The sequence below is a fragment of the Rhizobium sp. P1_E1 genome, assembly GCF_056406015.1.
Window position 1 is genome coordinate 82,410 of sequence record NZ_JBFUAY010000011.1, and the last position, 15,194, is coordinate 97,603.

General features: G+C 60.9%; 15 protein-coding genes. 5 read left to right on the forward strand and 10 right to left on the reverse strand.

Annotation, left to right across the window (positions count from 1 at the left end):
• Positions 1 to 4 precede the first annotated feature (4 nt).
• The 7 genes from AC1D1Z_RS07100 to epmA all read right to left on the reverse strand — a co-directional run bounded on the left by AC1D1Z_RS07100 (position 5) and on the right by epmA (position 8,191).
• Entirely contained in the window at positions 5 to 2,482 is a 2,478-nt protein-coding gene (locus AC1D1Z_RS07100) for a glycoside hydrolase family 2 protein (RefSeq protein ID WP_131605682.1), read from the reverse strand.
• A 16-nt stretch (positions 2,483 to 2,498) separates the two neighbouring features.
• On the reverse strand, positions 2,499 to 3,461 hold the full coding sequence (locus tag AC1D1Z_RS07105) for a DUF1839 family protein (protein ID WP_115157642.1): 963 nt from the start codon (positions 3,459 to 3,461) through the stop codon (positions 2,499 to 2,501).
• 8 nt (positions 3,462 to 3,469) lie between these two features.
• Positions 3,470 to 4,378 (reverse strand): amino acid--[acyl-carrier-protein] ligase, encoded by a 909-nt coding sequence (locus AC1D1Z_RS07110; RefSeq protein WP_112905519.1) that lies wholly within the window; start codon positions 4,376 to 4,378, stop codon positions 3,470 to 3,472.
• Positions 4,379 to 4,383: 5 nt separating this feature from the next.
• Positions 4,384 to 5,565, reverse strand: a complete 1,182-nt coding sequence (locus AC1D1Z_RS07115) for an acyl-CoA dehydrogenase family protein (protein WP_047620243.1) — start codon at positions 5,563 to 5,565, stop codon at positions 4,384 to 4,386.
• Positions 5,565 to 5,816 carry an acyl carrier protein gene (locus AC1D1Z_RS07120; protein ID WP_477849963.1) on the reverse strand — a complete coding sequence of 84 codons (252 nt, stop codon included), beginning with the start codon at positions 5,814 to 5,816 and terminating at the stop codon, positions 5,565 to 5,567. Before AC1D1Z_RS07120 ends, AC1D1Z_RS07115 begins: the two co-directional genes overlap by 1 nt.
• A gap of 264 nt (positions 5,817 to 6,080) precedes the next feature.
• Positions 6,081 to 7,133 carry a lysine-2,3-aminomutase-like protein gene (locus AC1D1Z_RS07125; RefSeq protein WP_028733575.1) on the reverse strand — a complete coding sequence of 351 codons (1,053 nt, stop codon included), beginning with the start codon at positions 7,131 to 7,133 and terminating at the stop codon, positions 6,081 to 6,083.
• Entirely contained in the window at positions 7,130 to 8,191 is a 1,062-nt protein-coding gene (gene epmA / locus AC1D1Z_RS07130) for an EF-P lysine aminoacylase EpmA (RefSeq protein ID WP_018244035.1), read from the reverse strand. The genes AC1D1Z_RS07125 and epmA overlap by 4 nt, the downstream gene beginning before the upstream one ends.
• 148 nt (positions 8,192 to 8,339) lie before the next feature.
• On the opposite strand from epmA, the gene efp reads away from it, so the two are divergent.
• Positions 8,340 to 8,909, forward strand: coding sequence for an elongation factor P (gene efp, locus AC1D1Z_RS07135; protein ID WP_018244036.1), 570 nt, complete (start codon positions 8,340 to 8,342; stop codon positions 8,907 to 8,909).
• Positions 8,910 to 9,082: 173 nt separating this feature from the next.
• Here efp and AC1D1Z_RS07140 read toward each other — a convergent pair whose 3' ends face one another.
• Positions 9,083 to 9,757, reverse strand: coding sequence for a GntR family transcriptional regulator (locus AC1D1Z_RS07140; protein ID WP_018244037.1), 675 nt, complete (start codon positions 9,755 to 9,757; stop codon positions 9,083 to 9,085).
• A gap of 147 nt (positions 9,758 to 9,904) precedes the next feature.
• Between AC1D1Z_RS07140 and AC1D1Z_RS07145 the strand changes: the two genes are divergently transcribed.
• From AC1D1Z_RS07145 to AC1D1Z_RS07160, 4 genes are all read left to right on the forward strand, one after another.
• Entirely contained in the window at positions 9,905 to 10,831 is a 927-nt protein-coding gene (locus tag AC1D1Z_RS07145) for a substrate-binding periplasmic protein (protein WP_131605683.1), read from the forward strand.
• Positions 10,832 to 10,840: 9 nt separating this feature from the next.
• Positions 10,841 to 11,590, forward strand: a complete 750-nt coding sequence (locus AC1D1Z_RS07150; protein ID WP_131605684.1) for an amino acid ABC transporter permease — start codon at positions 10,841 to 10,843, stop codon at positions 11,588 to 11,590.
• Positions 11,587 to 12,387 (forward strand): amino acid ABC transporter ATP-binding protein, encoded by an 801-nt coding sequence (locus AC1D1Z_RS07155; protein WP_131605685.1) that lies wholly within the window; start codon positions 11,587 to 11,589, stop codon positions 12,385 to 12,387. The genes AC1D1Z_RS07150 and AC1D1Z_RS07155 overlap by 4 nt, the downstream gene beginning before the upstream one ends.
• Positions 12,388 to 12,597: 210 nt before the next feature.
• Complete coding sequence (locus AC1D1Z_RS07160; RefSeq protein WP_130653274.1) at positions 12,598 to 13,794, forward strand: NAD(P)/FAD-dependent oxidoreductase; 1,197 nt, start codon at positions 12,598 to 12,600, stop codon at positions 13,792 to 13,794.
• Between the two features lie 62 nt (positions 13,795 to 13,856).
• Here the strand turns inward: AC1D1Z_RS07160 and AC1D1Z_RS07165 are convergent, their stop codons facing one another.
• The gene (locus tag AC1D1Z_RS07165; RefSeq protein WP_131605686.1) at positions 13,857 to 14,585 is read right to left on the reverse strand and encodes an SIS domain-containing protein; all 729 of its coding nucleotides are present in this window, start codon (positions 14,583 to 14,585) and stop codon (positions 13,857 to 13,859) included.
• A 121-nt stretch (positions 14,586 to 14,706) separates the two neighbouring features.
• A partial coding sequence (locus AC1D1Z_RS07170) for an amidohydrolase family protein (RefSeq protein ID WP_477849968.1) occupies positions 14,707 to 15,194 on the reverse strand: 488 nt, incomplete at its 5' end.

The following is a 15,194-nucleotide window of genomic DNA, read 5'->3' on the forward strand; positions in this document are numbered from 1 at the left end:
GGCATCAGCCCTCGATTGCGACGCGATGCGAACTGCCTAGACTTCTGATCTCTCCCGCAGGCGGAGTATCGCTTTCCGCGCCGGACAGCGGGTGGAGCTTCACCCGCCGCATCGCGCCGGGGGCAAGGTGGAACCAGTCGTCGTCGGCCCGATAGCCCTCGACGTCGATATGCACCGATTGCGCCAGCCGGTCGGTCCTGAGATCGACGAACCAGTCGTCGTCTCTGCCGAATGATGCTTCGATCCCTGCGTCATGCAGCGCCCTCCCCCGTCCGCAGGGGAAGTGGAAGCTCTCGGCGAGAATGGCGCCGTCTACCAGCGAGCGCAGGCGTGCGACGCTTGCATCATGCGCCGGCGGCCCGAAACGGAAGGCATAGGTCGTATCGAAGAAGGCGCCGAACAGCGCGGTGCAGGCAAGGCGCTCCGTGTCCCTTGCCGCCAGCTTGAAGGCCCTGCTGCCGCTGACGACCTGCTGTTTTCCGTCGCGCAGGCAGACGACCTCGAGCTCGACGTCGAGCGCGGCATCCGTCTCGTTGACGACATGCACGTCGAGACCGTTCGTTCCCTCGTCGGTGAAGATTGCCTGAACCGGCCGGAAGGCACGGCGCATCGCATACCAGACGGGCTTCGGCTCTCCGGTGGAATCGATCACCCCCCAGCCGGGGCCGGGCAGCAGGTCCTGCAGCGTCCAGACAAGCGCGCCATTGCAGGCCGAGCCTTTGCGCCGCCATTCGGCAAAAGTCTCTTCGATCACCTCGCCGGTGACGGCGCGGGAGAGATCGAGATAGCGTTCCGGATCTTCGCGGCGCAGCTGGGCCGGATCGAAACCGTAGAGAAGCTGCAAGTAAAAGTCGCGGACATCCTCGAAATCCCACGATGCGCTGCGGTCGCGGGGCACGCGAGCCTTCCATAGCGGGCTGTGGACGGCGGGCACGTCGATATGACGTTGCAGCGTCCTCTGCTGCGGCACATGCGCGAAGGCGAGGCTTTCGGAGGCAAAACGCACATCGGCGCGGCGCGCATCGGCAATCGGCCGCATATAGGCGCCGACGCCGTAATAATGGGCGATACCGGCATTCGGCGAAAAGGGCATCGCTCCGCCATAGGGCGAGTTCGGGACATAGGGCACATCGGGGCGCATGCGCGCGACGACCGCCGGGATGATTTCATCGGTGACCGGTCCGCTCCAGAATTCCGCCGGCAGACCGAGCATTGCCGCCTGCTGGTGGATTTCGCTGCCGCCGCAGAGCACGGCCAGCGAAGGCGACGCCTGCACGCCGTGCAGAAATTCCTCGACCTCCGCATGCACGTGACCGAGAAAAGCCTTGTCGTTGCGCGGATAATCGAAATTGGCGAACATGAAATCCTGCCAGACGAGCAGACCGAGCTCGTCGCAGAGCGCGAAGAAATCAGGCGTTTCGTAGGCCATGGTGCCGCCGATGCGGATCATGTTCATGCCGGCTCCGGCGGCAAGCCGCAGGAACGGCTCATAATCCGCCCGCCCGCCCGGTAATCGCGCGATATCGGCCGTCGTCCACACGGCGCCACGGCAGAAGATGCGTTCGCCGTTGACGAGGAGCGCGAAGTCATCGCCATCTGCACCGCGGTCGACGTCGATGCGCCGGAAGCCGGTCCTGCCGAGCGGATATTCCACCCCGTCGGAAACCAGCGTCAGCTCATAGAGACGCGCAGCGCCATGCGTGTGCGGCCACCAGGGCTCGATGTCGGAAAGTTTGAGGATAGCCGAGTAATGACTGTCCCCAACCTTCTCGAAGGGCTGCTCCATCCCGCCGCAGCGCAGCAGCATTGAGGGATTCTCGGCATTGCTATGCAGGGACACGCTGAGACGGCCGACACCACTCTCCTCGAATACGGCGCGGATGGAGACATTGTCGATCGAGACGGGATTGCGCCGCACCATCCAAATCGGCCGCCATGGCCCGACGGCATGGATATCGGGGCACCAGCCCGGCATATGACCGAGCAGCGTCGTGCGGAAATTCTTCAAGCCCGCCGGCGTGATCATCTGCGGCCGCCAGCGCGCACGAGGCCCCGGCTCCGACAGGCGGGGACCGAGCGCCCGGAAGCACAAAGCCAGTTCATCGCCGCCCGAAAGCGTCACCGGAATCTCATGCGCCGTGAACATGCTCTCGGAAAACAGGATTTCCTGGCCGTTCAGGAAGACATGGCAGAGCGTCGCCAGTCCTTCGAAACGCAGGATCGCGTCGCCGGGCTCGGCATCGAAAAGCCGGCAGAGATACCAGGCATCCCGTGTGTTCAGCGGCTCGGGATTTTCCCGGTCGAAGAGCCCGGCTTTTTCAAGCGCGGCGGCGACGGTGCCGGGAACCGGTGCTGGAATCAACTGCGCCGAGAGCGGGATGTCGTGCGGCACGGCGCAGGCGCCCGGCTCCGTCAGGATCAGGTTCCAGCCTTCGGAAAGTAGACTTTCCTCGGCACCGATGCTCGCCAAACGCCCCCGCATGGTCAGATCTCCGGCCTCAGATTCGCCCCGCAAGCGACGCCATCATGGAATCCCATGCATCGGCGGCAGGATCAAGAGCTGCCTGCAACGGCTCGAACTTCTTGCGGGTGACAGCGCGGGCAAGCTGGAACTGCACCGATTTCGCCACCTCCGAAATGCGCCTGGCATGCTCGGCGGCAGCCGCAAATTCACCAGGGGAGAGCCAGGTGAGATGATCGGCCGCCAGCTCGAAATTGGCGCCTACCTGGCGAAGCGTGTTGAAGGCGTATTTATGGAAGAAGCCGAACGGCCGTTCCGCCACCGCCTCGACCTGTTGCGGAAAGATGCTTGCAAAGGCGCGGATCGGGTTTTCGCGGGGACGCCTGATGAAGTGAAAGCCGGCCAGCCGCCGCGCGGTCGATCGCAGATGCTCTTCATCAGCCGGTCTTTCCGGGAATCGGGCAAATTCCGTGTAGGGCAGGAACGGCGGGTCGTTTTCCGTCAGCTGCAGCTGGAACAGACCGTCGAAATCCTCGCCTTCGAGACGGAAATAACCGGCATTGTGGAAATAATCGACGCGCTTTGCCGCAACATCCAGGCGGTTGATCGCAACCGTCGTCTTGCCGTGCTCCTGCCGGTAGGCGGTGCCGCGCGTATCCGGCATGTAAAAGGAATCCATTTCGATCAGGCAGAGACGGCCCCGCGCGATCTGAACCTCGGCATGGCGTTCGACACGGTCGTAGATGGCAAGCTCAGTCGCACGAATGCCGTAGAGCGCTTCGAGATCCTCGAGCGGCACCTTGAAGAAGGTGAACTGGTCGCCCTCGAAATCCTGCGTCAGGGTAAAACCCAGCATCGCCTCTGGTGCAACGCCTGATGTCGCCAGCACTTCGATCCAGAGATCGACATAGCAATTGGTTTCCGGCCAGGCGCGCTCGCCGGAATGCAGCGCATGCGCCCGGTAGGTTTCCGGGTCGATTCCCGAAAATACCGATGTCATCGATTTGCTCAGCCCCACAACGCTTTCCGTACGCTGGCCGGCCATTGCTTCACATCGAGCCCGTGATGATGGAAGAGGGCAAGGGCGATGCGCTCCAGTCCGAAGCCGACGCAGGCGGTGTGCGCGACACTGCCGTCTTCGAGATTGAGACCCCATTTGGTGCCGAAGGCATCCTGATGGTAGTTGAAGCTCATGCAGGCGGTCGGATTGGCAGCCGAGGTAATCGGGATCAGCAGCTCGAACTTCAGGTTCTGGTCGCGCTGATTATTGGCGAGCATCTTGCCGGCGCGGCCGAAGAACGGATCATTGGCGACGTCGATCGTCACCTCGAGACCGACGGCCTTCATCATCTCGACACCGCGATCCATCCAGCGCTGGCGGAAATCGGTGACGTGCAGCTCGGTGCCCATGCAGACATATTCACGCATGCGGAACAGCTGCTGGCGGGCCGGGTCTTTCGACGGCTCATGGCGGAAGCAATAGGATTGCAGGTCGAAGAGGCCGCCCGACTTCGGCAGGTTGCCGCGTTTGGCGATCGTCGGATAGAGCGGATAGCAGGCAGCCGGCGTCAGCACGATGTCGGTCGCCTCCTGCCCCTTGGTCCAGTCCTCGCCGACTTCCATGCATTGCAGCAGGCTGACATGATCAAGCTCGCTGCCGCAGAAGCTGTGCACCGTGCCGGCGAGCTGCGGAAAGCTCTTCATGTAGCCGCTCTTTTCGAAGAAGGCGCGGTTCATGCCGGGCGGAAAGCGCATGGCCTCCGCACCATCGGCGCCGCCGAACGTGTCGATCAGGCGCTCGAAGGCAGCGATCACGTCTTCGAACTGGCCGCTACGGCCGTAGAGCCCGTCGATGCCGGTATCGATCAGCAGGCCGGATTCGAAAAGCCGGTCCAGAAACGAGGTCTGCATATCCATGACTGTCACCCCAGTAGGCTAGTGTCCTGCTTATGGACAAGAAGCATGCTCGACGTGTTGCCGAGGATGCGGTCATTCGAGATCATGAGCTGTGCGGAATGCGCGTCGCGCAGATGGCGTCCGAGGCTGAAGGGCGTGCCGTTCTTATAGCCCATGATGCCGCAGATCAGCATCGCATGGTTGACGATCTCCAGGATCGTCTCGGACGAGGCGATTTTGACGTTGTTCATCGCCACCGCAAATCCCATCGAAGAGAGCCTGTCGGCATCGGCCTTGGCATCTTCGTAGGCCTTGAGGCCGGCAACCACGTTGGATTTCACCATCTGCAGCAGGTTCGAAACCTCGGCAAGGCGCAGCGCGCCCGGCGGCTGGGCATCCGGCGCCTTGCGGGCAGCGGCGCGCACGAAAGCCTGGGCGCGCACAACGGCATCGACGGCGATGCCGTACCAGACGCCGCTCCACAAGAGGTGCGAGGAGGCAAGCATGGATTGCGCCGCGATCTCCGCGAAAGGCTTCGGCAGGATCTGATGCGCCGGCGCTTCGCCCTTGAACAGGAAGCCGTCGGAGCAGGTTCCGCGCATGCCGAGCGTATTCCAGACATGCGTTTTCTCGAGCGTGTACTGGTCCTTGAGGAAGGCCGTCAGCACCTGATCGGAGGAAGCCGCCTGCGCGTGGGCACGCGAGGTGATGAGAATGGCGTCGGCATGCGAGCCATAGGAAATGACGGTCGCATCCTTTTCGAGACGGCACGTGTCGCCATCGACCTCGACCGCACAGATGCTGTTGCGCAGGTTTCCGCCGATACCGCCTTCGGTGGTGGCGGATGCGATCAGCAGCTGCTCAGCGGCGATGCGGCGCATGAAACCGCGATGCCATTCGCTGTCGGCGCCGTGTTCAACGAGGCTCGACAGCTTGATGTGGTGCATGGCGAAGACCATGGCGCTCGCGGCGCAAACCTGGCCGAGCAGCGAGCACAATTCGGCGATCTCGGTGATCGAGGCGGATTCGCCGCCGAGATGGCGCGGCACCTGGATGCCGAGCAGCCTTTCGGCCTTCATCGCATCCACGGCTTCCCGGGGGAAACGGGCTTCAGCATCAACGGCATCCGCGTGCTTCGCAGCGATTTCGGCGACGCGGGCCACCCTTGCGACAAGACCGTCCTGCATGATCTTGACGGGGAAATTCATCACGCGACCTTCCGGCTGTCCCGGATCAGATCGACGGTCCTGGCGATGGCCGAGATGCTCGCGAAGGATTTGCGGTTCAGGAGATTGTCGGGAAATTCGATGTCGAAAGCCTCTTCGAGACCAAGCATCAACTGCACAGAAGCAAAGGACGTCAAACCTGCCGCATAAAGATCGGCGTCGTCGGCGACCTGGTCGATCGACCCTGGAAGGTTGCCGAATTTGGCTACGAGGTCGCGGATTGCCTTATTCATCCCATCACTCCAAGATTCTCATGATCCCGAACCGGCGTTCATCGCCTTGTCATGAGCGTTCTTTTAGTGCGGAAAACAGAACATTCCGCTAATTAATTGAGTTAAATATGACTAAGGCTCATAGTTAGGATTTTAGCGATCCTTTCCGCACTGTCGTAAATAACCATTTTATATCAGTGTCTTATGATAATTTCGACGCTGCGACACACTCTAGCGTCTGGCGTGGCGAGTACAGAAATGACACGCAAAACGCCGACTTTTGTCTCAATCGGCGGGCGGATAGGAATGCTCGCCACCGCGATAATCGGTGACGGAATAACATCCGTCGCCGGTCGCCCGGATCGCGCTCCCACTGACGACGGCCTTGCCGTGACCGCCTGGGATATCGAGGATGTAGGCCGGCTGGCAGAGACCGGAAATCCGCCCGCGCAGCGCCGCGACGATCTCCTGCCCCTCTTCGATCGTCACTCTGAAATGGCCGGTGCCGGGCGCCAGATCTGGATGATGCAGGTAATAGGGTTTGACGCGGATTTCGATGAAAGCCTTCATCAACTCCGCAAGCACGGCGGGATCGTCGTTGACACCCTTGAGCAGCACCGACTGGCTGACCATGGCGATGCCGGCATCGACGAGGCGGGCGCAGGCGGCCCGCGCTTCCGGCGTCAGTTCTCTCACATGATTGGCGTGCAGAGCCACATAGACCGTCTTGCCGCTTGCCCTCAGCGCGTCGATCAGCGCCGCATCGATCTTTTCGGGATCGACGACCGGAACGCGGGTGTGGAAACGCACGATCTTCACATGCGCGATCCCGGCAAGCGTCTCCATGATCTCGTGGAGCCGGCGCGGCGAAAGCACCAGCGGATCGCCGCCGGTGAGGATGACCTCCCAAATCTCCTCGTGACCGCGGATATAATCGAAAGCGGCCTGCATCGCCGCGGCATCGAGCGTGCCGAGGCCCTGCGGCCCGACCATTTCGCGCCGGAAGCAGAAGCGGCAATAGACCGGGCAGACATGAACGGCCTTGAGCAACACACGATCGGGATAGCGGTGAACGATGCCTTCGACGGGGCTGTGGGCATGATCGCCGATCGGATCGGCGCGCTCTTCGCGGGCGACCGTGAGTTCGGCTATATCAGGCACGAATTGCCGAGCGATCGGATCACTGGGATCGGTGCGGTCGATGAGCTTGCTGATCGCAGGCGTCAGGGCAATCGCGTAACGCGCGGCAACCTCCTCGAGACTTGCGCGATCGGCAGACGCGACCAGTCCTGCCTTTACAAGATCGTCGACGCTCTTGATCGGTTTGACGACATTCATCTTCCGTACTCCGCAACCGGCGCCCAGAGCACCTGGTCGATGCGTGATGCTCCCGTTGCGAGCATCACCAGCCGATCGAAGCCGAGCGCGATGCCGCTTGCCTCAGGCATCAGCGCCAGTGCGGCAAGGAAATCCTCGTCGATCGGATAGGTCTCGCCGTAGATSCGTGCCTTCTCGGTCATCTCGATCTCGAACCGTCGCCGTTGTTCGGCAGCGTTGGTAAGTTCGCCGAAGCCGTTCGCCAGCTCGACGCCGCAAGCATAGAGCTCGAAACGCTCGGCAACCCTGGGGTCGCGTGCCGAGGGACGCGCAAGTGCTGCCTCCGAGATCGGATATTCGTCGAGGATGGTGATACGGCCGAAGCCGAGATACGGCTCGATCTTTTCGACCAGCACCCGGCTGAAGAGATCGGCCCAGCCGTCGTCATCGGCAACACGCATGCCGACGCGCCTGAGCTCGGCCGCCAGATGGTCGCGATCGGTCGAACCGTCGGCGGCGACCGAGGCGAGAAGATCGATGCCGGCATGACGCTCAAACGCTTCGGCAACGCCGATCCGCTCCGGCCCGGCAAAGGGATCGCTCTCGGCGCCGCGATAGGCAAGCTTCCCGGTCTTCACCGTTTCGGCTGCAAGCGCCAGGATCCGCACGCAATCCATCATCAGGCTCTCGTAGCTTTCGCCGGCCCGATACCATTCGAGCATGGTGAATTCGGGATGGTGCAGCGGCCCGCGCTCGCGGTTGCGATAGACATGGGCAAAACACGAGATGCGTTCCTCGCCCGCCGCAAGCAGCTTCTTGCAGGCGAATTCCGGCGAGGTGTGCAGGTAGAATGGCGCCTTTTGCCCATCCGTCGTCAGTGCTTCCGTGGCGAAGGCATGCAGATGTGCCTCGTTGCCGGGCGAGACCTGCAGCACAGCCGTATCCACCTCGACGAAATCCTCGCGCGCGAAAAACCCGCGCAACGCCGCCTGGATCGCATTGCGCCCGATCAGGAACGGACGGCGGTCGGCATGCACGGACGGGGTCCACCAGGGGGACGCTTTCGCCGAAGAGTTCATTCCAAGCTTTCTTCGCCGGAGAAGCCGGTATAGGGGGTGGCTATTTCCCGGATTTTAGGTTAGTTGCGCCCCAAAGAAAAACATTTGCGTCTTCGGAGCGTCTCGGCAGTCATCTACGACGCCGAAAGCCGAGTTACAAGGAAGTCTTATGGTCAAGGTCATCGCCTCTTCGGTCCGCAAGGGCAACGTTCTCGATGTCGACGGCAAGCTTTACGTCGTTCTCACCGCCCAGAACTTTCATCCGGGCAAGGGCACACCGGTCACCCAGGTCGACATGCGCCGCATCGTCGACGGCGTGAAGGTTTCCGAGCGTTGGCGCACCACCGAACAGGTCGAGCGCGCCTTCGTCGAGGACGTGAACCATCAATTCCTCTACGAGGACGGCGAAGGCTTTCACTTCATGAACCCTGGAAACTACGATCAGGTCGTCGTCGATGTCGACACGATGGGGGACGACAAAGCTTATCTGCAGGAAGGCATGACCTGCGTTCTGTCAATGCATGAAGGCATTGCGCTGGCGATCCAGATGCCGCGCCACGTCACGCTCGAAATCATGGAGACGGAACCGGTCGTCAAGGGCCAGACGGCATCGTCCTCCTACAAGCCGGCCATGCTGTCGAACGGCGTCCGCACTCTGGTGCCCCCGCACATCAATGCCGGCACCCGCGTCGTCATCGCCACGGAAGACAATTCCTACGTCGAACGCGCCAAGGACTGATCCTGGTTTCAGCCTATTCAAGAGGCCGGCTCACGCCGGCCTCTCACTGAGATGTGGAATTCAGGCAGGTGTCGATGCCGAGTCCACTCGCAGCACGAGATCGTTTCAGACGGCCCATTCTGCCGGAAATATCTTCGTTCAGCTGAAGCTGCATCCAATCCCCAGATCCGAATTCAGATTACCTTCCGGACCTCGCTCTCAAAGCTCATGACATGAGCCATCGCGATCTTTTCGGCCTCATCTGCGTCACCTCTGCACACCGCCTCAAGCATGAGGACCTGATCATGCAAGACGTCCTCAAGGCGCGGCACCAAACTTGGAAACCGTTTCATGGCGACGTACAGGATTCTCAGCGACAGATTGTGGTAGTGATCCAGCGTATCGGACAGGAAAGGGTTTTTCGCCACTTTGTAAATGAAGCGGTGAACCCGGCGATCGAGAGCAAGTATGTCCTCCAACGCCATCGGACCGGTTGTTTGCTTGAGCTCATCGATCAGTTGCCGCGCTTCTTGCCGCTCGAACTCGCGCAGCCTTTCCGCAGCTAGTCGGGTCGCCCAGGACTCGATCCGTGCTCGCGCCTCATAAACCGCAGTAAGATCATTGATATCGATCTTGCTCACAAATGTGCCGCGCCGCGCGCTGACGACAACGAAACCATCATATTGCAGACGCTGAATCGCCTCCCGGACCGGCGTGCGCCCGACGTCCATGCGTTTCATGATTTCGGCTTCGCGCAGAAGTGTGCCCGGAGGAAGCAGCGTCGTAATGATGTCGTCGCGCAGCCGAATGTACGTCCGTTCCGCCAGTGTCGATTCCGCCGCTTCGTAATCCACTTCGAATGCCGACATATTCAGCGTTTTCCTCTCTCTGCCCGTTTCAGCATAGCTAGACGCTTTTCCGCCTAGAAAAAGCCGCTCAACGAATCTGCTTGACTCCATATCATGTCTGCATATTCTTAATATATCAGCAATATATAACCACAAAGAGGGGTTCCAATGAAACATGCTGAATTGACGAAAAAATCGCAGGCGAACGGGATTATTGCCTTGGCGGTCTTGGGTTTGGGGCTATTCGCGACGGCGGTGCCATCCACTGCAAACGCCGACGATCTGGAGCTGATGAAGCCGGGCACGCTCGTCGTTGCAGTGCAGCCTTACATGCCCTATACGGCGGTCAAGGATGGAAAGCTGGTCGGTCTCGACAGCGACATCCTGACAGCCGTGGCCGATAAGCTCGGCCTCAAAATGGAAATCAACGTCACCGACTTTCCAGGCATGCTGGCTTCCGTCCAGACGCAGCGGGCTGATATAACCATTGGCGGAATTGCATGGTCCGACGCTCGCCAGAAGGTCGGCCTGTTCACGGACCCTCCGTACTATTCGCCGCCGGCCATGGCGGTGAGCGGCACGGCGAGCTTTCCGGATGTTGCGAGTCTGGAAGGCAAAAATCTCGGCACTGTGACGGGGTATGTCTGGGCGAAATCGATCGCGCAGGTCCCTAACGCATCACCACATACGTTCCCGAACGCCGAAGGTGTGTTCCAGGATATTTCTTCCGGACGTCTGGACGTTGGCTTTCTTGATCCGCTGCTGATCACCTATCAACAGCAGCAGCGCCCCGACATGAAGGTCCACATCGAATATCTGAAGCCGCCGACAAACGAACAGGTGGCCGCACACCCCGATTACAAATATTTTCAAGCCTACATGACCGGATTCTACCTTCCCAAGCAGTCGCTGAAGCTGGCCAAGGCTGTATCCGATCAGATCGACGGCATGTACAAGGATGGATCCCTTGCGGCTTTGATCACGAAATGGGGCGGCGATCCCAAGCAGTTCCTGGTTCCATCGCCCGAGATGGCGGCACAGCGGCGCGGCGTTGACCGTCCCGCCGACTGGAACCCGCCTTCCATCGCGAAGTGAGATCGGGGCATGACGGCGCTGTCATCCTTCACCGATGTTTTCCAGGTTCCCTGGAATGACTACGTCGGAAGCATTGCCGGGGGTCTGCTCAGAACCCTCGGCTACACCGTGGCCAGCTTCATTGGCGCGACGATTCTTGGTCTTACACTTGCGTTGATGAGGCTCAACCGGCTGCGGCTCGTCCGCGTCCCTGCAGCGTTCTATACCGAGCTCTTTAAAAACGTACCGCTTCTGGCGATCATATTCCTCACATACTTCGGCCTGCCTTCCGTAGGCATCAGGCTGGAGGTTTTCGAGGCTGGAGTGTTGAGCTTGGTGCTCTTCTACGCCGCTTACCTGTCCGAGATCTTTCGGGCCGCTATCGCCGGCGTACACCAAGGACAGCAAGAGGCGTCTCAAGCTCTCGGGCTAGGGCGCGGCAAAACGTTCACCCATGTCGTCCTGCCGCAGGCAGTGCGGCTCGCGCTTCCCGGTACGAACACAATGTTCGTCGACCTGATCAAGTCGACCTCGCTGCTTGTCACGATCTCCGCCGCCGAACTGATGACACAGGCACAGTTGATAGCCTCGGAAACATTCCGAGGGCTTGAAGTGTATCTCGTGATCTCTACGGCCTATTTCGCTATCTGCTACCCGGTGTCACAATGTCTGCTTCTGCTGGAGCGCAAGATCCATGCGGGCGTGCCATTGTCCTTGGCCAGAAGGCGCCGGCTGAAATTAGCGAGGACCTACCTCGCCGAGGGGAAGATCTGCCCATGACGACCATCCCTGCCAAAACTCCTTTCGTGTCACGGCAGCCGGTCGGACGCCCGGCCGTCAAAATCAGCGGATTGCGCAAGTCTTTCGATGGGCGCCTGGTGCTTGACCGCGTCGATCTCGAGGTTCCCGCTGGCAAGATCGTGAGCATCATTGGCCAGAGCGGCGGAGGAAAGACCACCCTCATGCGCTGCGTCAATTTGCTTGAACGTCCCGATCAGGGAACGATCACCGTCGGCGATGAGACGATCTTCGCCAATGGCGAGGTGACCTGCCGCAACCTTGCAAAGCTTCGGCAACGTGTCGGCATGGTGTTTCAGCGCTTCAATCTGTTCCCGCATCTGAAGGCCGTGGAGAACGTCGTTCTCGCTCAGATGCATGCAGCCGGGATCGGCGAGAGAGAGGCTGTGGAACGGGCCGTGGAACTTCTGACGAGAGTAGGCCTCGCCAAACGGGCGATGGCTTATCCGGAACAGATGTCGGGCGGCGAGCAGCAGCGTGTGGCGATCGCACGCGCCCTGGCGCTAGAACCAACGGTGTTGCTGTTCGACGAGCCGACATCGGCGCTTGATCCTGAATCGACCGGGGAAGTTCTACGCGTCATGCGGGAACTTGCGGCCGACGGCATGACGATGATCCTGGTCACGCATGAGCTGCCCTTCGCGAAGGAAGTGTCCGACTGGGTCGTGTTCATCGACGGTGGTCTTATCATCGAGCAGGGAACCGCCGGAGATGTCCTTGACCGTCCAACGGAAGCACGCACGGCGGCTTATGTCGCGCGCTACGCTTCGCCAGGCTAAAGCATGTCGCGCAAAAGTGTGCAGCGGTTTTGCGGCAACGACATGCGTAGAAATAAAGAGCTAAAGCGCAGGGAGCGAATCTGAAAGATCGCGACGCGCCTTAGTCCTCGATTGAACCGAACCGGCCCGGCGGCGCATGGCGCCGCCGGGTTGGCGAATTCACATAACGGATCGCGGCATCACAAGGCGCCGAGGTAGATACATAATTACATGGACAAACTAACGACAGATATCGCCGTCATCGGCGGCGGTGTGATCGGCGTGGCAACCGCGCTGCGGCTACGTGCAGACGGTCGCGATGTCGTAGTGATCGAACCTAACAAACCCGGTTCGGGAGCATCTTACGGCAATGCTGGAACGATCGCCGACTATGCAATCATTCCCGTCGGTACGCCCGCCATCCTCAAAAACCTGGCCTCGCTGCTTCTCAATTCCGACAGCCCGCTGTCCATCCGCAAAACGGCATTGCCCACGCTGTTTCCTTGGCTGATGCGTTTTGCCTACGAATCTCTCCCGCACAGATACAGAGACAATACGAGCCGCATCGCCGACCTTCTGTCCGACGCTTCATCGGAATGGCTCGAACTCGCGGCAGAGATCGGCGCATCCGATCTTTTGAGCGCGAAGGGATGCCTCTATCTCTACCAGACGCCCGAGGCCTTCAAGGCAGCCGCTTCGGATGTCGAGCTTCGCCGAACCTATGGGATAGCGCAGCAGCTTCTCACACCCGACCAGGTGCAAAGCCTGGAGCCTCGGCTGCCGCAGGTCCATGGCGGAGGGCTTTTCTTTCCGAAAGCGATAAACTTCACCGATCCCGGCCAGGTCATGAGCGTGATGGAAGCCGCCGCCAAACGAGCGGGCGTCGAGTTCGTTCGAGACTCGGTGACGACTATTTCGCGTGAGCGGAGCGGAGTGAGGATGATGGCTTCGGCCCACAGCATCCATGCCCGAGCGGCGGTGATCGCTGCCGGCGCCCATTCCCGCGGTCTGGCTCTGCAGCTCGGAGAGCGGGTCCCCCTGGATACCGAGCGGGGTTATCATCTCGAATTCGATATGGAAACATTGCCGGTGGAACGACCGGTATGCCCGACGCATCACGGATTTTATTTTTCCCCGATGCGCGGCCGCCTGCGGGTGGCCGGCACTGTGGAACTCGGAGGCATCACCGCGCCTTCGAACCCAAGGCGCCTCGAAGTGTTGTTGGCAAACGCTCGCAGGATTTTCCCGACGCTTGGCGAACCAAGCCGCAGTTGGATGGGCTTCCGCCCTTCCATGCCCGATTCCGTTCCGGTCATCCGGCCTTCAAGAGGAGGAAGGGACGTGGTGTTTGCTTTTGGACACGGGCATATCGGTTTGACGCTGGCACCGCGGACGGCTCGGATGGTCAGCTCCATTCTTGCCGCTTGATCGCGTCAGGAGCATGTCGTGACATACGGAACTGTGATTGCGACACCGCTTCGCTCCCATCATCAGAGATGCGGGTTGCGCGGCCGGTATTTCCGCACGAGCTTCTGGTTGATCTCGGCAGCACCCGGCATGTTGGCGCTGAGATAGACCGGTGCATCGCCGGATTTCGAAAGCTCCGAGGCGACTTCGGCGAAGATCGCGTTGATGACCGTCACCCCGACCGCCGTCGAGACCGGCCCGACCCGAAGCCCCGTGCCTTCGAGATTGACAACGGCATCACCCGGCGGCAGCCCGTTATCGAGCACCACATCGGCCACGTCGGCGAGCCGCCGGCGGCCATTGGCGATCGCTGAGGAATAGGCGATCGAGGTGATGGCGATCACCTTTGCGCCGATTTCGCGCGCATAGTCGGCGGCCTCGATGGGCGCGGCGTTGACGCCGGAATTGGAGGCAATGATGATGACATCGCCCGGCTGCATGCCGTAACGCTCCAGCATCGGCCGCACCAGGCCCTGTGTGCGCTCATAGACCGAGCTGATGACCGCACCCTCATGCAGCATGGCCGAGCCGACGAGCACCGGCACGGTGAAAGCGAGCCCGCCGGCACGATAGTGCACCTCTTCCGCCAGCATGTGCGAATGGCCGGTGCCAAAGACATAGACGCGCTTGTCGCCGTGGGCAGCATCGAGGATGACGGCTGCTGCCTGCGCCATCGGCTCGGCAAGCACCTGCTTCAGCTCTTCCAGCCGGCCGATCAGGTTGGAGAAATAGGCATCGGTAATGTCGGTCATCCCACTTCTCCTAGAGCATGTCGCGCAAAAGTGTGCCGCGGTTTTGCGATAACGACATGCGTAAAAACAAAGATCTAAAGCGCGAAGAGCGAATCTGAAAGATCGCGACGCGCCTTTGCGTTCAGGCCGCTTCGCCGCCGAGCCAGGTGGCGGTGACGGCAAGCGCATCGGTCAGATGCACGAGATCGGCGCGTGTCCCCGGCGAGAGATGGCCTCGATCAGCAAGCCGGAGGAACCGGGCGGGATAAAGGGTCGCCATGCGCAACGCCTCGGCGAGCGTCAGATCGAGATAGGTGACGCCGTAACGGATCGTCGAGATCATGTCGACATCGGAACCGGCCAGCGTGCCGTCGGAAAGCACCAGCTTCGAGCAGAAGCCGCCTCTTTCGCGCCGGACGGTGCGCCCGTTCAGCGTGAACGAATCCTTCTCCGAGCCGACAAGCGACATCGCGTCGGTGACGAAGAACAGCTTGCCTTCGCCGCGCTTGGCGCGCAGTGCCGTGCGCAAGGCCTTCGGATCGACGTGATGGCCATCGGCTATGATGCCGCACCAGGTCGAGGGATGATCGATCGCCGCGCCGACGAGACCGGGCGCACGGTGTCCCAGCT